General features: G+C 61.2%; 17 protein-coding genes and 1 tRNA gene. 13 read left to right on the plus strand and 5 right to left on the minus strand.

The genetic code is table 11. The features are described 5' to 3' along the window. Positions 1-289 precede the first annotated feature (289 nt). Both NJU76_RS02245 and NJU76_RS02250 read right to left on the minus strand, forming a co-directional pair. Complete coding sequence (locus NJU76_RS02245; RefSeq protein WP_254531187.1) at positions 290-2533, minus strand: amino acid permease; 2244 nt, start codon at positions 2531-2533, stop codon at positions 290-292. Positions 2534-2809: 276 nt separating this feature from the next. Further along, on the minus strand, positions 2810-3271 hold the full coding sequence (locus NJU76_RS02250) for a DUF7975 family protein (RefSeq protein ID WP_254531188.1): 462 nt from the start codon (positions 3269-3271) through the stop codon (positions 2810-2812). A 58-nt stretch (positions 3272-3329) separates the two neighbouring features. Between NJU76_RS02250 and NJU76_RS02255 the strand changes: the two genes are divergently transcribed. Then, entirely contained in the window at positions 3330-3965 is a 636-nt protein-coding gene (locus tag NJU76_RS02255) for an adenylate kinase (RefSeq protein WP_254531189.1), read from the plus strand. A gap of 9 nt (positions 3966-3974) precedes the next feature. Here the strand turns inward: NJU76_RS02255 and NJU76_RS02260 are convergent, their stop codons facing one another. Together NJU76_RS02260 and NJU76_RS02265 are read right to left on the minus strand one after the other, a co-directional pair. Then, positions 3975-5213 (minus strand): DUF7289 family protein, encoded by a 1239-nt coding sequence (locus tag NJU76_RS02260; protein ID WP_254531190.1) that lies wholly within the window; start codon positions 5211-5213, stop codon positions 3975-3977. Between the two features lie 39 nt (positions 5214-5252). Beyond that, complete coding sequence (locus NJU76_RS02265) at positions 5253-5447, minus strand: hypothetical protein (protein WP_254531191.1); 195 nt, start codon at positions 5445-5447, stop codon at positions 5253-5255. Between the two features lie 184 nt (positions 5448-5631). On the opposite strand from NJU76_RS02265, the gene NJU76_RS02270 reads away from it, so the two are divergent. The 11 genes from NJU76_RS02270 to NJU76_RS02320 all read left to right on the plus strand — a co-directional run bounded on the left by NJU76_RS02270 (position 5632) and on the right by NJU76_RS02320 (position 15258). Next, positions 5632-6579: a DUF106 domain-containing protein gene (locus tag NJU76_RS02270; protein WP_254531192.1), complete on the plus strand. Its 948-nt coding sequence runs from the start codon at positions 5632-5634 to the stop codon at positions 6577-6579. Positions 6580-6717: 138 nt separating this feature from the next. Next, positions 6718-7293: a (d)CMP kinase gene (gene cmk / locus NJU76_RS02275; protein ID WP_254531193.1), complete on the plus strand. Its 576-nt coding sequence runs from the start codon at positions 6718-6720 to the stop codon at positions 7291-7293. Beyond that, a complete protein-coding gene (locus NJU76_RS02280) occupies positions 7293-8201 on the plus strand; it encodes an RNA-guided pseudouridylation complex pseudouridine synthase subunit Cbf5 (RefSeq protein ID WP_254531194.1) in 909 nt (302 codons plus the stop codon). Before cmk ends, NJU76_RS02280 begins: the two co-directional genes overlap by 1 nt. 452 nt (positions 8202-8653) lie before the next feature. Then, entirely contained in the window at positions 8654-8827 is a 174-nt protein-coding gene (locus NJU76_RS02285) for a hypothetical protein (protein WP_254531195.1), read from the plus strand. A gap of 153 nt (positions 8828-8980) precedes the next feature. Next, positions 8981-10330 (plus strand): ABC transporter substrate-binding protein, encoded by a 1350-nt coding sequence (locus NJU76_RS02290; RefSeq protein WP_254531196.1) that lies wholly within the window; start codon positions 8981-8983, stop codon positions 10328-10330. 9 nt (positions 10331-10339) lie between these two features. Next, a complete protein-coding gene (locus tag NJU76_RS02295) occupies positions 10340-11188 on the plus strand; it encodes an ABC transporter ATP-binding protein (RefSeq protein ID WP_254531197.1) in 849 nt (282 codons plus the stop codon). Positions 11189-11207: 19 nt separating this feature from the next. After that, positions 11208-11906 carry an ABC transporter ATP-binding protein gene (locus tag NJU76_RS02300; RefSeq protein WP_254531198.1) on the plus strand — a complete coding sequence of 233 codons (699 nt, stop codon included), beginning with the start codon at positions 11208-11210 and terminating at the stop codon, positions 11904-11906. Continuing rightward, complete coding sequence (locus NJU76_RS02305; protein WP_425604288.1) at positions 11903-12940, plus strand: branched-chain amino acid ABC transporter permease; 1038 nt, start codon at positions 11903-11905, stop codon at positions 12938-12940. The genes NJU76_RS02300 and NJU76_RS02305 overlap by 4 nt, the downstream gene beginning before the upstream one ends. Before the next feature lie 178 nt (positions 12941-13118). Then, complete coding sequence (locus NJU76_RS02310) at positions 13119-14303, plus strand: branched-chain amino acid ABC transporter permease (protein WP_425604307.1); 1185 nt, start codon at positions 13119-13121, stop codon at positions 14301-14303. A gap of 137 nt (positions 14304-14440) precedes the next feature. Then, positions 14441-14511, plus strand: a tRNA-Pro gene (locus NJU76_RS02315). Positions 14512-14994: 483 nt separating this feature from the next. Further along, complete coding sequence (locus tag NJU76_RS02320) at positions 14995-15258, plus strand: HalOD1 output domain-containing protein (RefSeq protein ID WP_254531200.1); 264 nt, start codon at positions 14995-14997, stop codon at positions 15256-15258. 106 nt (positions 15259-15364) lie between these two features. Here NJU76_RS02320 and NJU76_RS02325 read toward each other — a convergent pair whose 3' ends face one another. Further along, positions 15365-15610 carry a hypothetical protein gene (locus NJU76_RS02325; protein ID WP_254531201.1) on the minus strand — a complete coding sequence of 82 codons (246 nt, stop codon included), beginning with the start codon at positions 15608-15610 and terminating at the stop codon, positions 15365-15367. Positions 15611-15957: 347 nt separating this feature from the next. Between NJU76_RS02325 and NJU76_RS02330 the strand changes: the two genes are divergently transcribed. Then, positions 15958-18981, plus strand: coding sequence for an ATP-dependent helicase (locus NJU76_RS02330; RefSeq protein ID WP_254531202.1), 3024 nt, complete (start codon positions 15958-15960; stop codon positions 18979-18981). The last annotated feature ends 188 nt before the right edge of the window (positions 18982-19169 follow it).

Below are 19169 nucleotides of genomic sequence, written 5' to 3' on the forward strand. Positions count from 1 at the left end.
GGGGCCACTTATCTATTTGGAAACCGCCCTGCTGCTGCCGTCTGCTGGCTGCCGGTACGACGAATCGTGCTGTCAATTCCTGGACTAAATACTGCCGGACGTTCCTGCTCCATCACTCCCTCGTTAGGGCCGATGACCTTCTGTCTATCGTTGTCTCCCAGGCGGCGTTTTCCCATCGTTGCCCGTCCGTCCCATCGTTGCCAGTTTTCGGTTCGTGCGTGCGAGCGTCCCGTGTTCGGGCGCCCACACGGTCCCTGGCAGGTCCCGTCCCTGACCTAGTCCGAATCGGTTACTCACGCCAGCCGAACAGCCGTTCGCGAAGCGAACGGTCGTGTCGTTTCTCGGCGAGCAGAACCGAACAGTCGACGGCTTCGGTGACGTCGCTGATCATCGAGCGGCTCACGAGGCGCGAGAGAAGCCCTCGTTCGGTCGCGCCGATCATCAGCATCGTGTGGTCGTCGGCCGCTCGTTCGATCGCGCTCTGGGGATCGCCGCTCTCGATCACTCTGTCCGCGGTCTCGAGATTATGATCGGTCGCCCACTCCTCGAGGAACGATTCGGCGTCCGCCATCGATTCGTCGTCGTCGCGAACGTACAACAGCGAAATGTCGCTGTCGTACTCAGCCGCAAGCAGCCGGGCAACGCTGGCGCCGAGTTCTGAGTCAGGCCCGCCGGCCGTCGGAACGAGGATTCGGGAGGCGTCGAATCCACGGTCCTTGAGAACGAGGAAGTCGCAGGGGAGGTCGCCGGTGAGTTCGTCCATCCGTTGTTCGGCTCGCCCGTGTGCGTGTGGTCCCCATCCCATCACGACGAGATCTGCGTCGTTCGTCCGTGCAGCGTCGAAGACCTCCTCGAACGATCGGTGTGAGAGGATCGTCCTCGTCTCGACGTCGACACCGAACGTCTCGGCGTCTCGACGGGCGCTTTCGAGCAACTGTTCGGATTCGGCGTCGAGCTGGTCGACGTGATCGGCACCTTTCTCGAGCGGCGTCTGGTCGGGAACCTGGACGATGTGAGTCGCGACGACCGTGCCGTCGCGCTGGTTCGCGATTGCGCTCGCGAGCGTGATCAGATTGGTTTCGTGATCCGGGTTGGCGAGCGGTACCATTACGCGGTAGGTGCCACCGTCGGGTTTGACGGTCGTGGCCGCGGTGACCGCGGGTTCGGGCATTTCATCGGCTCGATGGAGAATAAACTCGCTGAGGACGCCCTGGTCCTCGGTCTTGTTCCTGGCGTAGATGAGATACCACAGCGCCGCGACGATCACGAATGCGACACAGAGGGCGATCACCCGTGGATCGATGAACGCGATCAGGGCGATCGAGAAAAGCGCACCGAGAATCGGCGTCACGGGGTAGAACGGGACGCGGTAGTCCGGCTCGTACTCCGCTGGTTCGACTTCGCGCATCACGATCAACGCGACGTTCAACAGCCCGTAGATGACGAGGTGGAGAACGCTGCCGGCCGTCGAGAGCGTTCGAATATCCCCGATCAACAGGAAGAGAACGATGAAGCCGCCCGTGACTGCGATCGATCGATAGGGAGTCCCGTACCGAGGATGTATCTCGTTCAATTCCGGACTGACGAGCTTGTTCCGCCCCATCGCGAAGTTGATCCGCGACGACGCGAGGATCGACGCGTTCGCCGAGGAAGCCGTCGCTAGCAGGCCTCCGAGCAGGAGTGCTGCGGCACCGATCGGCCCGATGAGCCGGCTCGCAACGTCGACGACCGCCGTATCGTTGTTGGCGACGAGGTCGGTTTCGACGGCGGCGAGGACGGCGAGCAGGACCAGGACGTAGATGGCCGTCACGAGGACGACGCTGCCGATGACTGCTCGGGGGAGGTTTCGACCGGGGTCTTTGATCTCTTCAGCGACGGACGTGATCTGGACGAAGCCGAGATACGAGACGAAGATCAGTCCGGTCACTGGGAGGAGAGGCGTGAATCCCTCGTCCGGCGGAGCGATCGGCCGAAGTGTCGCGAGGTCAGCGTTCATGATCCCGAACGCGGTAAAGACCGCCAGAATGCCGACGAGCGTGATGACGATGACGTTCTGGAGAGTGCCGGTTTCCTTCGCGCCGACGTAGTTGACGGTGATAAAGAGTAGCGCCGCACCGAGTCCGATCAGCTGTGCGGCGGACAACGAGAGAACGGACAGTTCGACCGGCCCGAACGAGATGCCGGCCATGCGGACGATGTACTCGCCGAACCCGTAGACGTAAAACGCCGACGCGAACGCGAGGCCGATCCAGTTCCCCCAGCCCGCGATGGATCCAAACAGGGGCCCGAGCGCCCGGTTGACGTAGAAGTACGCGCCGCCCGATTTCGGCATCGCCGTCCCGAGTTCACTCGCCGAAAACGCCGTCAATAGGGCGATTCCGCCGCCGAGGACGAACGCGATTGCAGTCAGCGGTCCGGCCATTGCGACGGCCTCGCCGGGCAACACGAAGATACCGGCCCCGATCATCGTCCCGACGCCGATCGTCAGCGCGGCCAGCGGTCCGAGGTCCTTCGCTAATTCTTCGTCACTCATTGGAAGCGGACTGGCCGCCGGTTACTGATCGTCGAACGATCGCCCGTGGTGGTCCCCAGCACCGAGGTCTCGACGCTTGCGATTGCCTCGTAACCTGTCCTGCACGGCGAACAAGTTGGTCGTCACTTCGGGACAAGTCCATATCGGCACTTACTACTCATCGTATTATAACTTCTCGATACTGTTCGACGGCAGCATCTCGGAGCGAGACTATCCGCTGGTAGCCATATCATCCGACCCTTCAGTCCCAAACTGATTTGAGTGATGATAATCGTGTCACACTTCGGCTACCCACACGCGACTCGTCGCCGGCAATTCGTACACGTCGAGGAAGACCGCATCGATGAACTGGGCGATCCGGTTCGGATCCGCTTTCGCGCTGATCCGGACGTTGATCCCTTCGGCGTCTTCGGGTCGGATCAGGTCGTCGATCTTGAACGCCGGAAACTCCTCGAGAAGGGATTTCAGTGCATCGAGTTCCGACTCGGTGCAGTCCAGGTTGACCGTGCCGTCTCCGAACTGGACCCAGGGAACGCCGAGTACGGCGCTCTGGGTGTCTGCGTCGGCGCCTGGGTCGGGTCCGTCGACCGCCTCGTCTGTACCACTCGCCGCCGCATCCACGATGGCATCGTCGGCCTCGAGCGTCAGAAATCCGCTTTCGCGTTCCCGGTGAGCGGCGATGGCGTCGACGTACAGTTTCCGTCGTTCGATCGGTTCGGCGGCGTCAAAGCGAGTCATATCGAACGAACGGGCCCGATTCTTTAAGCCTTTATGTGCCGCCCCTGAACGATTCACTATGGCTCAGCCACGAATCCTGATCCTCGGAGCACCCGGGGCCGGTAAGGGAACTCAGAGTGCAAAGATCACCGCGGAATTCGATGTCGACCACATCACTACTGGGGACGCACTGCGAGCGAACAAGGAGATGGACATCTCCGACATGGACACTGAATACGACACGCCGGCTGAGTACATGGATCGGGGGGAACTCGTCCCCGATGATGTCGTCAACGCCATCGTCGACGAGGCACTCAACCAGGCTGACGGCTTCGTCCTCGACGGCTACCCGCGGAACATAGAACAGGCCCACGAACTCGAGGACATGACCGATCTCGACGTCGTCGTCTATCTCGAGGTCAGCGAGGAGGAACTCGTCCACCGACTGACCGGCCGGCGACTCGATCCCGAGACCGGCGACATCTACCACGTCGAGTACAACCCTCCCGAGGATCCGGCGGTCGAAGAGCGACTCGTCCAGCGCGACGACGACACTGAAGAAACCGTCAAGGAGCGGCTGTCAGTTTTCCACGAGAACACCGAACCCGTCGTCGAGTACTACGACGAACAGGGGGTCCTGAAGCGCGTCGACGGCGAGCAAGCGCCCGACGACGTCTGGGAAGAACTGAAGACGACGATACAGAACGCCGTGTAAGAAATCGGACTACTCGTTCGTCACATCAATTTTGTGATGGGCGTTGTTCAGATACGTGATCCGAGGCGGTAGCGTGTACGATTCCGGGTGAAGCGGTATATCGGCGGTATCAAGACTCGAGTCGTAGGCCAGTTCCGTACTCGTTGCGTGAATTTTCACTGACGACGCGACTATCGAGCCGTACACGTCGAGGTTCGAGTGAACACAGACCTGGCTTTCACAGCCGTTTCGTGTCGGCCAATCGTCCTCGTTGCTTGCAGCGTAGAGGACACCTTCGAAGCGGGAGTTTCCACCCGGTCCGAAGTCGACTTGCATTTCGGACGTTCCGAACACGTGGATCCGTTCTGCATCGACGTCCGTAGCGCAGGGATCGACACAGATGTCGCCGCCGTTCCTGGCGTCTAGATCACCCGTCGTGTAGACCTTCAGCGCGTTGTTGCCACTCCAATCGGTGACCGTGATCGTCGATCCGCTGGCGTCGATGTCTCCATCGACGAACAGCGTCGCGTTGCCCTCCGTGAGATCGAATCGAAGGTGTCCCGCCTCTTCGATACTGTCGGCGACGTAGGCCCCGTCCCCCCTCGTTAGAGTCGTGTCGACCGTTCCGAGGTCGTCGTCGACGTTCATCTCTCCCGATTCCGTATCGTTGATCATCTCACTGACGACGGTATCCAGCAGCGGCAAGTTTCCCTGGCTGGTCGGCCCGTCGACGTCCGCATTTTTGTGAACGGTGTAGTCGTCCGAATAGGTCACGCCCGAATCGAACGCCACGTCCGCTTCCAGGTACCCCAGCTCTACTGACACCGTTCGGTTCGAGTGATCGACATTCCGGATCACCGCATCACCGGCCTGGTGTCTAAAATACGACTCCCAGCCCCGGTAGTAGTCGCTGGTGATGGTCAACGTGACCGTTTCGTTCTGGACGACATCCTGTATCGGGACCGTTTTCTGGTGCACCATCGATAGCTTTTCCGACGACAGCCCCTCATCTTCGCTGACGTCCGAGACGGAGAGCCACAGCGTCTCTTTCTCGGCATCGTACTCGATCGGTGGTGCAGAGAGCATCAGTGTTTGGTTCCCTCGCTTGCGCCAGACGCCGCCGGCCTGATAGGCGACGATGTTCCCGTCGTCGCCGCTATATTCGATCGCGCCGAGTTGGATCGTTTTGCTGAAGTCACTGGATTGGATTTCGATCGAAACAGCGTTGGTCTTCGTGATCGCCCCCGACTGACCAGAATCGAACGACATGGAATGTGTCACATCGTCGTTGATAGCGGCCGACGATATCTACTGGCTCAATTTGACGAACGATTGTTCGACCCGGTCCTGTTGGGACTGATACTCGGTGTTCGTCATCATTTCGGCGCCGACGAAAAAGATCCCGACGCTGATCGTCGCCACCATTCCGATCAGCAGGACGACCGCCAGAATGGAGGATTGCCCTCGGATCTCCACGCACCTTTCTTTCACGAGATAATTCATACACAGAACTAGTTCACTGTGATTGATAAACAATCGGCTTCATCAAAAACTATATCCATTTGATAGTAAGGTGCTACATTACTAGATGAACGCTTGAAATAGACTGCTACGTGAGTACCAACGCCGTCACAGCTGCCGACCGAAGAAAAACACTTGTATACCGGACGATGCCTAGCACAACCAGATGACGCGTACAGCCGAGAAGATCGATGCCCTCGTTCGCGAGGATCCCGCGATGGCGGATGCCCTCGAGTCAATCCGCGAGGAAGCCGACAGAGACGCCGGCGAAGTCCAGTGGGCCGACGTCAACGACGAGTTGACGAGTGGTCAGTGGGGTCGACTCATCGAGAAGGGCGTACTGGTCGATGGCGACGAGGGGTTCGTGATAGCCGATCGCGACGCGTTCGATCGGGCCCTCGACGGAGACGAGGATAGCGTCGGTAGCGCCGCAGCAGACGTCGATATCGACGACGATGAGTCGAGTTGGTCGCAATGGGACAAACTGGCCGGTATCGGCGCGCTCCTGTTGATGCCCGGGTACTGGTTCGACTCCATTCGGAATGTCGTGGGGAACACGGTGGACATCGCGCTCGGTCCCCTCGATGCAGTGTTACCGTTCTACGCCGTGATCCTGATAGTCGCACTCATTACTGGCCTCTACTCGTCGTTGCTCCAGGCGAATCTGATGAACACGGAACTCATGGGTAAGTATCAAGAGCGGATGAAAGCGGTCCAGGAGGAGCAAAAGGACCTCCGTCAGCGCAAGAAAGATGCCGAAGACCGCGGTGCGAGTGACGCGGAAATCGAACGCCTCGAGAACGAGTTAGAGAGCGCCCGCGAGGAGCAAATGGAAGCGATGGCGGAAAACCTCGGGATGTTTAAACTGCAGCTCCGCCCCATGGTCTGGATCATGCTGTTGACGATTCCGTTGTTCCTCTGGATGTACTGGCGAATCCAGGCCGTCGGTCTCCAGGGCTCACAGGCCACCGTCGTCATGCCGATAGTCGGGGAAACGACCTGGCAAGCAGGACTCTTCGGTCCGATGCCGGCGTGGATCGTCTGGTACTTCCTGTGTTCCATGGGATTCTCCCAGATGCTTCGCAAGTCACTGAATATCGACATGTCACCGTGACCATCCGCAACTGATTCTCGGCACTCCCCTGTCGTCGAATCCAGTTTCCCACGGACGATTGTGGCTACTCGCCGACACGGCGAGAGAACCCATACGCGGATTCAAAACCCATTTTACCAGCCCCCTCGCAAACCAACTATGTTACTTACAGTCTCCGGCCCACCGGGAAGCGGCAAGAGTACGACCGCGGAGTTGCTCGCCGAGGCTTTCGATTTCGATCACGTCAGCGGCGGCGACATTTTTCGGACGCTCGCCGACGAACGGGGCTACACCCCGCTCGAGTTCAACAAACTCGCCGAAGAGAACGACAAGATCGACCGCGACCTCGACCGGCGGTTGCGCGAAATCGCCGTCGAGGGGGACGATCTGGTGCTCGAGTCGAGGCTCGCCGGGTGGCTGGCAGGCGACGAGGCCGACTTTCGATTCTGGTTGGACGCCCCAGTGCGTGTTCGCGGGGTGCGAATCGCCGATCGCGAGAACAAAGACCCCGACCGGGCGACCGAAGAGACGAGAGCCCGCGAGGCAAGCGAAGCCCAGCGTTATCAGGAGTATTACGGAATCGATATCCAGGATCTGACCATCTACGATCTCTCGGTGAACACGGCTCGCTGGGAGCCCGATGCCGTCCTCGATATGCTCGTCACCGCTGTCGAACGCTACGACGCCGACCGCGACGAAGGAAAAGCGCTCGTCGACCTCGAGTCGAATTTCTGATGACTCTCCGTGGCCCACCAGCGGATCGGTCGCCCGCCGAGTTGCTCACCTTCGGCGTCGTCAACCTCGATAAGCCGCCGGGTCCCTCCTCACACCAGATCAGTGGTTGGTTGCGAGACGCCATCGACGAGACGCTCGCCGAACGCGGTTCTGACGAGACGATCGACCGAGCCGCTCACGCTGGGACGCTCGATCCCAAAGTGACCGGCTGTCTGCCGGTCATGCTCGGCGACGCGACTCGGCTCGCACCGGTCTTTCTGGAGGGCGGTAAGGAGTACGTCGCCGTCCTTGAATGTCACGCGCCGGTCCCCGTCGACGCCGAGTCCATCGTCGCCGAGTTCGAGGGACCGATCTACCAGAAGCCGCCACGCAAGAGCGCTGTCTCTCGGCGGCTGCGTATCAGGGAAATTTACGAACTCGAGGCTCTCGAGGCCGAGGAACGGCGGCTCCTGTTGCGCATTCGCTGCGAGAGCGGGACGTACGTTCGCAAGCTCTGTCACGACCTGGGTCTTGCCCTCGGTACCGGTGGTCACATGGGCCACCTCCGTCGGACGGCCACAGACCCGTTCGACGATCGAACGCTCCACAGTCCGTCCGACCTCCTGGATGCCCTGGCGTTCTGGCTCGAGGACAACGATCCCGACCGTCTGTACGACGTTGTCGAACCCGCCGAACGGATCCTCGAGGGGATCCCGCGCGTCGTCATCGCCGAAAGTGCTGCTCGAGAGGTGGCCAACGGTGCGCCGGTCTACGCACCGGGTGTACTCGAGGTCGACGGCGGGATCGATACGGGGGCGCTCGTGGCCTGTTATACGCCAAACGACGCGGCAGTCTGCCTCGGCAATCTGGCCGGGAGCGTGGACGCGGAGCACGGGGTTGCGGTGGATCTCGAGCGCGTCCTCGTCTGAGTGCACTTGGACCGGAAGCGAGTCACAAGACTGTCTCCGCAGTGAAATTGGCTTCATCCGACCCGTGGGTCGGTCAACGAGTTACAGTGCTGTTCTCCCCAAACCACGGTGTGGGTGAAAGAGCACCAGTGAATACGACGCGAGGACTGATATTACCCGTACAATCGACTCACGCTGAACACGAAGCATACGACTGTCCGTTCGTCGATACGACGGACGACCACGACGTTTCGTTTTCCCTATTCAGTGGCGATTCGGTCCCGCCATCGTGGGCTCGAGTCATCGGCGTTGCGTGAACATCCGAACGTGCAGGAACTGACGCCGGTCAAGAAACGCGACGGGAACGGTGGGCAGTCGGTTTCGACGACGAAATCACGAATAATGCGCTCGCGAAACTCGAGTGTCATAACGAGTTCGCGGTCGAGTCGCGAGACTCCCTCGGACTCGGCCAGTTGTTTGCCCTCCTCGCAAATGCCGAGGCGCCGAGCGAACTACCTGACAGCTACCGGGACCGGACGGCCATCGAGTGGGTGACGCTCTCGGACGCGGCAGTCTCGAAGAACGTCCATCGCGTCGAGCGAACGGTCCTCCGACGCCTCGTGAACGTCCACAAGGCCGTCGATTAGGGAGCAGTCCCGGTCGCTGTCGGGGAACCGAACCTCCCTCTCAGATCGGTTGGCCGGTTCGCGGACCGCATAGACGGCTGGCTTGTTCGCCTACAACAGGTTAACATGTCAACCTTGTATGTCATGTTCCTTTTAGTCAATTCTTCGTTCGATATGGTGGATAATATCAATCGGCGAGTGGTACTGAAGCGGACAGGTGCACTGACGACGGCCGGCGCGATCGGGGTCGCAGGATGTCTGGAACAGCAGGGGTCCGGCGGTGACGGACTGCGAATCGGTGCGATCCAACCCGTCTCTGGCGACCTCAAGTACTACGGCCAAATCAGCCTAATGGGTTTTTACTCCGGGCTGGCCTACAGGTACGATCTCGATCCGATCGAGGAACTGACGACGGGGCGATACGAACTCGATCCGGACGACGGGCCGTCCATCGAGATCATCGTCCAGGACACGGAATTCGATCCCTCGACGGCACAGCGGGTCGCCGAGGACCTCGTCGTTGACGAAGACATCGACCTACTGTTCGGCGCCTCGTCGTCGGACTCTGCGCGACAGATCATCCCGAACGTCATCGACGAGGCAGACATTCCCTACATAATCGGCCCCGCCGCAGATGCGGACATTACCGCGTCCAGCGAATACTGTCACGAACTGGCGTTCCGGGCCAGCGAACACACGGCGATGGACGCCCGCGCCGGCGGCCGACACGTCGCCTTGCTGGGCGACGTGTCGACCGTCGCCATCTTCGCTGCGGAGGGGGCGTTCGGAGAGGGGGTAGCGAACAACTATCGAGAAGTACTCGAGGCGGAGGGCATCGAAGTCCTCGAACCCCGGTTCGTCGAGCCAGGGTACAGCGAATTCGGAGGGATGTTCGACGACGTCATCGATCAGGGTGCCGACGGTGTCGTGGGCGGATTCACGTTCATCACGCTTCCCGAATTTCTGCCGACGGCGATGGTGTACGAAGACATGCAGGTCTTCGGCGGCTTCGCGGAACTCGTCACGACACAGATCACTGGGAAGGCAGTTCAGGAAGCGCTCGGCGATGACTTCACCGCGGAGGACATTCAGGACGCTGGACTCGGCCCGTTTACCACGCGATACCACTGGAATCAGTACGACAACGAGATCAACGACGAGTTCATCGACATGCACATCGACGCCTACGGACAAGTGCCGGACCTGTTCAGTGCCGGTACGTTCGTCGGTGGCTCGGCCCTCGCACAGGCGATCGAGGAGAGCGGCTCGACCGACGGAACCGACATCGCCGATGCGATGCACGGGATGAGCGTCGAAGACACGCCGAAAGGCGAAGGTGCCTACACCTTCCAGGAGCACAACAATCAGGCCGCCTCCGAGATGACCGTCGCCTGGCCGGTGCCGACCGATTCAGTGTTCGAGGAGACCTGGGACGCCGCGGTGATGCCCGGCGAACCGATCGAGACGTACAGCGCCGACGAGGTCACGGTCCCGGCCGAGGAAGTCAGTTGCAATCTCAGCTGAGGTGATCCCATGTTACTATCAACGCACGACCTCACGAAGAAATTCGGTGGAATCACCGCAGTCGACGGTGTCGACTTCACGCTCGAGAAAGGGGAACTCTGTTCAGTCATCGGACCGAACGGGGCGGGCAAAACGACGTTTTTCAACCTGCTAACTGGCGTTCTCGAGCCGACGGCGGGGTCGATTGAGTTCGCGCCATCCAATCCCGAGGGCGACCGCCGCGACGACAGCGTTATCGATATTACTGCCGCTTCCCCCCACAAGACGGCGTTACTCGGACTCCACCGTTCGTACCAGATAACCAATATTTTTCCGACGGTGTCGGTCCGCGAGAACGTCCGCATTGCCGTTCAGGCCCATCGGGGCAGGGACTCGTGGCAGTTCTGGCGGAACGTCGGCGCGTTCGACGATCACATCGCGGAGGCCGAGCGGATTCTGCAACGCATCGGACTCACCGCCGCGGCCGACCGGCCCGCCGAGACGCTGAGCCACGGCGAGAAACGAACGCTCGAACTCGGCATCGCCCTCGCCGGCGATCCAGATCTGCTTTTGCTCGACGAACCGACGGCAGGCGTCTCGAGCGAGGACGTGAGTCAGGTCACGGCGATCATCGAGGATATCGCCGCCGATCACGCGGTCATGCTAATCGAGCATAACATGGACGTCGTGATGGGGATCAGCGACCGCGTCGCCGTGTTGAATCAGGGCGAGTTGATCGCACAGGACGTTCCCGAGACGGTACGGGAGAGCGAAGCCGTGCAGCAAGCGTATCTGGGCGGGTACGATCCCGGCGGTGTCGATGCGGGTTCCGAGACGGACGCTGACGATGGTGGCGAATCGGGGGTATCCGCCGGATGATCGCGGAGGTGATTCGTCGATGAACCTCCTCGAACTCGAAGGCGTTCATACCTACTACGACGAGAGCCACATCCTACAGGGCGTCGACCTCGCCGTCGAAGAGGGTGAGATCGTCGCGCTCCTTGGGCGAAACGGGGTCGGCAAGACGACGACGCTCCGGTCGATCTTGCAACTGACTCCGCCGCGGAAGGGAACCGTCCGGTTCGAGGGCGAGAACATCACCGGAGTGCCGACCCACGACGTTGCCGCGGGCGGTATCGGCTGGGTACCCGAAGAGCGGCGGATGTTCGGCTACCTCTCCGTCGAGGAGAACCTCCGCGTCGCAGTCGCTCCCGACGACGACTTCGAGGCAATGCGCGAGTACGCGTTCTCACTGTTTCCCGACCTCGAGCGGTTCCGGGAGAAGGAAGCGCGGAACCTGAGCGGCGGCCAGCAGCAGATGGTCGCGATCGCACGCGGCATGGTTGGCGACAACGAACTTCTGTTGGTCGACGAACCCAGCGAGGGGCTGGCACCGCAAATCGTCGAGCAGGTCGTCGAGGCGCTCCGGGAGGCCTCCGCCGAGACGACGATGGTCCTCGTCGAACAGAACTTCCCGCTGGCGATGGACCTCGCCGATCGGTTCTATCTGCTCGATCACGGGACGGTCGTCGAGTCTGGCACGACCGAGGGCGTCACGGCGAACGACGAGAACATCCGGAGGTACCTCTCGGCATGATGGGGATGACGACGGACCTCGCGCCGCTGGTAGATACTCCATTGGTCGTCGATGCTGTCGGCCGATTGCTCCAATTCGATACGCTCGCTCGAATCATCATCGAAGGATTCGGCAAAGCGGCGATCTACTTCATTATTGCCGTCGGGCTGACCATCGTCTTCGGCCTCATGGGGGTTCTCAACTTCGCCCACGGAGCGTTCGCGATGCTGGGAGCATATCTGGGCGGCGTCTTGATGGTCGTCACGATCTCGAGCGGCACGTCACCGGTGGCCCGGTTCGCCCTCTTCATCGTCGTCGCCGCGGTCATCTTTGCGCTACTGACCGCATTCGGCTCCGCCCTCGAGATCGGGCTCGTTCGTCCAATCTACGACCGGACACCGATGTACCAGATCCTGTTAACCTTCGGCGTTGGCCTGATCCTCGAAGAACTGACTCGGATCGTCACATCCGCTCGTGGTATTCAGCCGGAACCGACCTGGACGGGCGCGGCAGCGACGATTCCCCCGTCGCTGGAGCGGTTCTACTCGATCCTCGGCGCGAACATTCGCGGATTCTATCTGTTCGCAATCGTCGCCGGAATCCTGATCGCGGCTGTCGTCTGGACGTTCCTGACGCGAACTCTGTACGGCCTGTACATCCGCGCTGGCAGCGAGGACGACGAGATGGTCGAGGCACTCGGTATCGACGTCCGGAAGGCGTTCACGATCGTCTTCGGCCTCGGAACCGGACTCGCGGCTGTCGGCGGCGTCTTCCTCATGTGGGATCCGACGCAGGGACCGAGTGTCCTGCTCAACATCGAGGTCCTGCTATACGCCTTCGTCGTGGTCGTCATCGGCGGGCTCGGCTCGTTCAAGGGCACGCTCGCCGCGGCTGTAATCGTCGGAAGCGCCGACTCGCTGACGACGTGGGTGTTCAATACCGGTCTCGTCGATTTCCCGGGACTCTCGGAGGTCACGATCTTCCTGTTGTTGGTGATCGCACTCGTCGTTCGGCCACAGGGACTGTACGGCGTCGAGGAGGTGGGCGGCCATTAGCTCCACCCGTGACGGGGACGGTGACCGCGTCCAGGAGGGTGGCGGTTCGAACGCCGATATCGTCTTCGAGGAGTCGGCCGAACCGGAAGGTGGTGAGCCGACGCCCGGCGCAGTCGGGACCGCTCGAGACGGGACCTGGATCCGTAGCTACCTTCGTGATCACGTCGTTCACGTGTCGGTGGTCGCCCTATTCGTGATCTACCCACCGCTGTACGGTATCCTGCTCCGGACGCCGCTGGGTGCCGAGTTCGACGCGTTCCTGCCGGGAACGACGTTCCTCATCGCGATGCTCTACCTCGGCCTGTTTGCGATGAGCTTCGACTTCATCAGCGGCTACACCGGCTATCTCTCGTTCGGCCACGCCACCTTCTTCGGCGTCGGCGCGTACGTCATCGTCCTCACGGCCAACGGGAAGGTGCCAGGGGTTTCCGAGGGGATGCCATTTATGATCACGATGATTCTCGGCGGCCTGGTCGCGTTCACGCTCGCGCTGGCGATCGGAGCCGTTTCCTTCCGGCTCACCGGCGTCTACTTCGCGATGATCACTCTCGGCTTCGCACAGGTAGTGTACGAGCTCGTTCGCAATTGGGATTACGTCGCGGTGAATCCACAGAGCGGCCCGACGATCGGCGGTCCGACGCCCGAGATCGGCGTGCCGTACGTCGATTCGCTCTCGGTCGCGCTCGGACGGCTCGCCGGTGATAGCTTCGAGAACGTCCTCGGCCTCGGGATCGATATCTCGGCGACGCTGACTACCTACTACGCGATCGGCCTGGTCGTCCTACTCAGCTACTTCGCGATGCAGCGGATCATTCACTCGCCGTTCGGTCGCGTCATGATCGCGGTTCGCGAGAACGAAGAACGGGCGCAGGCCATCGGATACAACGTCTTCTGGTACAAGATGGCCGCGTTCGGCTTCAGCGGGTTTTTCGCCGCGGTCGCCGGTGCGCTGTTCGCCGCCTACGTCGGCACGGCCCCACCCAACGAGACCTTCCACTTCCTCGTGACCGCCGACGCCCTGATCGTCACGATCATCGGCGGTATCGGCACGCTGGCTGGTCCGTTCTTCGGCACCGTCTCCTACGAGTGGCTCGAGGACATCCTCTCGTCCGAACAGGGCGGGCTCGCTCCCTATCTCCGGGCGACGCTTCCGGACGGGGTCCTGACGACCGATATCGCCGGCGTCACCGTTGCCGACGTGATCAACACTGCCATCGACGGCCGCGCCCCGCTATATCTCGGCATCGTCTTTGTGCTGTTCGTGCTGTTTGTCCCTAACGGGCTGCTCGGCACGGTCCGTGATCGACTCGGCGACACCGTCGGGTCGGCGGTGGGCGATCGACTCGAGCGATATCGGCACTGATCTGAGAGAAGAGCGATTTCGCTCGAGCGGGGGCGCGATCCTCGAGCCGGTGTCACCGCCCAGCACGGTCGGTCTGGTCGGATCCCGTCGGGTGAAAACGACATCCTTAAACAGCAGACGCCCATCGGTCCACGTGCGGGACCGTGGGGTAGTGGTATCCTCTGCGGATGGGGTCCGTAGGACCCGAGTTCAATTCTCGGCGGTCCCACTTTTTGCGACGCAAAAACGGGAGTACGGGCTGCCGCGAAGCGGTCTCTCGATGGCTCCGCTCGAAATTAATACGTATTCAACTCATCGCGGCTCGCACCCTCGAGGCGGCCGAAAGCCCGATTCCCGGTTTCGAAACAGGCTCCGGAATCCGTCGGTCCGTCCGGAGGCGCCTGTGTCGTTCGAGAGACCGGTCGGTCAGTGCGTCGTCCGGTCCGGTCGTGACCTGCTCGCGAGATCTCACGGGGCGAATCCACATCCGTCCGTCTCGGGCACTGGTTCACGGGAGCAATAGCTGGAACCCTCGGTTCGCGTGTTCAGGTCGGTACTCTCTTTCCACGGTCCGACTGTTGTTTAACAAGTGGCCTCGATCGTTGGCCTGAGAACAACTGTCCTCTTCGTCCGACGTCTGTCAGTCGGACGTCAGTAAAGTATCGTAGGTCTTATTTGGGCCCTCGTTGCCGAGGGAGACATGCCGAAAACAATGCCCACCAGTATGCGGGTTGTCTATGCAGTCGCGGCTCAGGAAAACGTCGATCCGGCCGAACTGCAACCACCGCTTCACGCAGTCGTCGATGCGGATGCACTCGACGAACTGTTCCCGTTGGGGGGCGCTGACTCGAGCAGTCTCGCCAGGTCCGTCGAATTCACCTACCGTGGTAATCAGGTGTGTATCGACGACCGGGGCAACGTCGACGTGTTGGCACAGTCCGCCGAGTCAGGGGTCTCGACGACTCCCGACCAGTAGGGTACCGAACGGATCGTCGCTACGGCCACCAGACGTCGTTCGATTCCAAACCGGGGGACTCCCCGCGCTCGAGCGGGGGTGACTGCTGGAGGTCGAACGACTCGAATTAGCCACCGACGGCGACGGCCGATGTCGACGGCGTAAACACGTAGTCGTCGATGTACTCCCAGTCGTCACATCCGTCGCTATCGGCCGTGGTCGGACCGGTGTCGTGGTCCCGGCCTTCCGACCCGTCCTCGAGACTACCATCCGTGTCATCCTCGAGTGTGTTCGTTGCCGTCCCCGTCGAGGTTGGCCCCGTCCGTGCGCTCATCGCCGCCGGTCCAGTCTGTATCGGATCTGGTTTGGTCACCACCGTCGAACCCGTCCCCGTCCGTGTCTGCGGCCAGGACGGCGGGCCCGTCGTGGAGTTCGGTCAGTGGGGAACGCCGTCAGCATCGGGACCGACGGTCGTCGTCCCACCGACGAGTCCGGTCGTGAGAAGGCCGAGCGCGAAAGCGAATCCGTCCAGCTGCGATAGTTGTACTTCGTGAACGTCACGAATACGAGGGTAAGTGAATTACGGCTGTCGCAAGCGTCCGGTCGAGATGTCGGACGGGGGTCGCCCAAATCGCGACTCCGAGCACGACGGCCCGCGTCTCGTTCACTTTCGCTCTGCTGTCCAAACCCTCTTACACGCCGGCCCCGCAGACGTTCGTAATGGACGGGAACGAGCGCCTCGAGTTGCCGGTTTCCGACGACACCCTCCCCTTCGACGCCGACGCTGTGACGATCGAAGACGATGACGTATTCACTCTCCTCGAACCCGCGGTACAGGAGTGGTGGCTCGAGGAATTCGGCGAATTCGTGCCCGAGAACGGCGGCTTCTTTACGCCCCCGCAACGCGGTGCGATCCCGAAGATACACGAGGGGACGAACACGCTGATCTGTGCGCCGACCGGGTCGGGGAAGACATTGGCCAGCTTCCTCTCGATATTGAATACGCTCTACGAACGCGATCGGGAATCTGTCGATGTCGACGAGTGCAACTCGTCTGATCGGGAGACGGAGTCACCCGCCGGCCTCGAAAATTCCGTCTACTGTCTCTACGTGTCCCCGCTGAAATCACTCGCAAACGACATTCATCGAAACCTCGAGGTGCCGCTAGAGGGAATCGAAGAAATCATCGCACGGCGCGACGGCGACGGTTCAGTGGGCGAGATTCGTCACGCGATCCGCCACGGCGACACGGACTCGACCGAGCGCCAGAAGATGCTCGAGGAGACGCCACACATCCTCAACACGACACCCGAAACGCTCGCTATCCTCCTCAACTCGCCCAAATTCCGCGAGAAACTCCGTACCGTCGAATACGTCATCGTCGACGAGATTCACTCGTTAGCGTCGGGAAAACGGGGAACGCACCTCGCGGTGAGTCTCGAACGACTCGAAGCGATGGTCGACGGCGAGATCACCAGAATCGGGTGTTCGGCGACGATCGAACCGCTGTCTCGCGTCGCGGAGTTTCTCGTCGGGTGCGAGACGCCACGCGTCACAGACGACACAGGTCGCGAGGACAGCGTTACGACCACCGATCCGACCGATCGGAATGACGGGCCGCCAACGGACGACGAGCAAAGCGACCCGCGGATCGGCGAGAAACGGAGCGACTCGCCAGACTGCGACGAACAAAACGTCCTGCGAGAGAGCGGAGACCGAGGCAACTCGCGGGCGAGCAACGAACCCGACGCACGGCATCGCGACTACGAGATCGTCGACGCTCGATTCGCACGCGAGTTCGACCTGCAACTCGAGTGTCCGACCGACGATTTGATCGGCACGCCCCGCGATATCGTCCAAGAACGGTTCTATCGATCTCTCCACGATCACATTCAGGATCACACGAACACACTCGTGTTCACCAACACGCGGTCGGGCGCGGAGCGAGTGCTCCACACTCTCCGGGAGCGCTTCGACGCATACGACGACGGCAATTCGGGCTGCCACCACGGGAGCCTCTCGAAGGAGGTTCGCCAGGACATCGAAGGACGGCTGAAATCGGGCGATCTCGACGTCGTCACCTCCTCAACCAGCCTCGAGTTGGGGATCGACATGCCACACGTCGATCTGGTCGTTCAGATCGGGTCGCCGAAGTCGGTCGCCGCCTTGCTCCAGCGGGTCGGCCGCGCCGGCCACCGCGTCGGCCAGACCGTGACGGGACGCGTCATCGCCCTCGATCGTGACGAACTGCTCGAGTGTGCAGTGATGCTCAAAAAGGCCCGAGACGGATTCGTCGATTCGGTATCGATCCCCGAAAACGCCCAGGACGTCGCCGCCCAGCACGTCTACGGGATGGCGATCGCCGAGATTCGATCCGAGTCCGAACTCAAAGCGATCCTCAGACGCGCGTATCCCTATCGCAACTACACCGAGGAGGAGTACGAGTCGCTCATGCGGTATCTGACGGCAGAGTACGCCGGGCTCGAGGACCGAAACGTCTACGCGAAAGTCTGGCGCGACGGGAACGACCCACCCGACGGCGAACACCACCACGAGACGTACCCGGTCGGCGAGCGATTGATCGGTAAGCGCGGCCGACTCGCGCGGGTCATCTACATGACGAACATCGGGACGATCCCAGACTCGTTTACCTGCGACGTCAAGACGCGCGCGAGCGATGAGTGGGTCGGTCAACTGGACGAACAGTACCTCGATACCTTAGAGAAGGGTGACGTCTTCGTCCTCGGGGGCGACCACTTTGAGTATCGGTACCGGCGGGGGTCGAATGTCTACGTCGATCGCACGAGCGCGCGTCCGACCGTTCCATCGTGGTACTCCGAACGACTCCCGCTCTCGTACGATCTGGGCCGCGAGATCCTCGCCTTTCAGGACGAACTCTTGGAACGTTACGAGGGCGGTGGGCCGCCGCGAGTTCGCGCGTGGCTTCGGCGATTCTCCCTGGACGACGACAGCGTGCGAGCTATCGCTCGCCTGTTCGATTACCAGTGTCAGTACGCCGGCCCCGAGAGCGTCAGCACGCCCGACCGACTCGCGATCGAGGTCGTCCGCGATCGAGAGGAGTACGAACGTCACTACTACGTCCACTCGTCGTACGGTCGCAAGGTAAACGACGGGCTCTCTCGACTGCTTGCGTACCGCTGTGCGCAGGAGGCGACCGCGAACGTCCGCGTCGCGGTCGCGGACAACGGCTTCGTCCTCTCGATGCCGCTGAATCGAAAAGTCGACATCGAGGGAATCGTCGCCGACCTCGAGGCCGACGACGTTCGTGACGACCTCCGTGCGTCTCTCGCCGGCACCGACTTGCTCCAGCGATACTTCCGGATCAATGCGACTCGCTCGCTCATGATCCTCAAACGGTACAAGGGCTACGAGAAATCCGCGAGCGAACAGCAGGTCTCGAGCGAGATGCTGCTTGGATTCGCCGAGAGTCTCGAAAATTTCGCGGTGATCGAGGAAACGTATCGCGAGATCCTCGAGGACAAGCTGAACATCACGGAGATCGAGGACATCGTCGGCGCGATCGATGCAGACTCACTCGCGATTTCGCGACGAGTGCTCGACTCGCCGACACCGCGAGCGTTCGGTCTGGCGACACTGTCGGCGAGCGACGTCGTCCTCGCCGAAGACGAGAGCGCCGCCCTGCAGGCATTTCACGACCACGTTCTCGAGGAAATCGGTGACGAATCGCTGGCCGGGCTCACGACGGGTTCGGAGGACAAGTGACGTACGCTTACGACTCAAGGCGTGCGTTTTGTGTCTGCGATACTGTCACAGCGACCTCGTCTCGATGTCAGGCCAAAACGAACGTTCCCGTCGAGACGTCTAATTTTCGACGTCCGCTCAAGGCCGATTGTTAACAACGGAAGCCCACTTCCAAAATGGTTTTATGTTGGAAACTGAATGTGCGGTAT

It is taken from the genome of Natrinema gelatinilyticum, assembly GCF_024266705.1.
GTDB lineage: Archaea > Halobacteriota > Halobacteria > Halobacteriales > Natrialbaceae > Natrinema > Natrinema gelatinilyticum.

Excerpts from the sequence above, each read along its gene's own strand:
- NJU76_RS02245 (WP_254531187.1), bottom strand. The coding sequence starts at position 2,533 with ATGAGTGACGAAGAATTAGCGAAGGACCTCGGACCGCTGGCCGCGCTG.
- NJU76_RS02250 (WP_254531188.1), bottom strand. The coding sequence starts at position 3,271 with ATGACTCGCTTTGACGCCGCCGAACCGATCGAACGACGGAAACTGTAC.
- NJU76_RS02255 (WP_254531189.1), top strand. The coding sequence starts at position 3,330 with ATGGCTCAGCCACGAATCCTGATCCTCGGAGCACCCGGGGCCGGTAAG.
- NJU76_RS02260 (WP_254531190.1), bottom strand. The coding sequence starts at position 5,213 with ATGTCGTTCGATTCTGGTCAGTCGGGGGCGATCACGAAGACCAACGCT.
- NJU76_RS02265 (WP_254531191.1), bottom strand. The coding sequence starts at position 5,447 with ATGAATTATCTCGTGAAAGAAAGGTGCGTGGAGATCCGAGGGCAATCC.
- NJU76_RS02270 (WP_254531192.1), top strand. The coding sequence starts at position 5,632 with ATGACGCGTACAGCCGAGAAGATCGATGCCCTCGTTCGCGAGGATCCC.
- cmk (WP_254531193.1), top strand. The coding sequence starts at position 6,718 with ATGTTACTTACAGTCTCCGGCCCACCGGGAAGCGGCAAGAGTACGACC.
- NJU76_RS02280 (WP_254531194.1), top strand. The coding sequence starts at position 7,293 with ATGACTCTCCGTGGCCCACCAGCGGATCGGTCGCCCGCCGAGTTGCTC.
- NJU76_RS02290 (WP_254531196.1), top strand. The coding sequence starts at position 8,981 with ATGGTGGATAATATCAATCGGCGAGTGGTACTGAAGCGGACAGGTGCA.
- NJU76_RS02295 (WP_254531197.1), top strand. The coding sequence starts at position 10,340 with ATGTTACTATCAACGCACGACCTCACGAAGAAATTCGGTGGAATCACC.
- NJU76_RS02300 (WP_254531198.1), top strand. The coding sequence starts at position 11,208 with ATGAACCTCCTCGAACTCGAAGGCGTTCATACCTACTACGACGAGAGC.
- NJU76_RS02305 (WP_425604288.1), top strand. The coding sequence starts at position 11,903 with ATGATGGGGATGACGACGGACCTCGCGCCGCTGGTAGATACTCCATTG.
- NJU76_RS02320 (WP_254531200.1), top strand. The coding sequence starts at position 14,995 with ATGCCCACCAGTATGCGGGTTGTCTATGCAGTCGCGGCTCAGGAAAAC.
- NJU76_RS02330 (WP_254531202.1), top strand. The coding sequence starts at position 15,958 with ATGGACGGGAACGAGCGCCTCGAGTTGCCGGTTTCCGACGACACCCTC.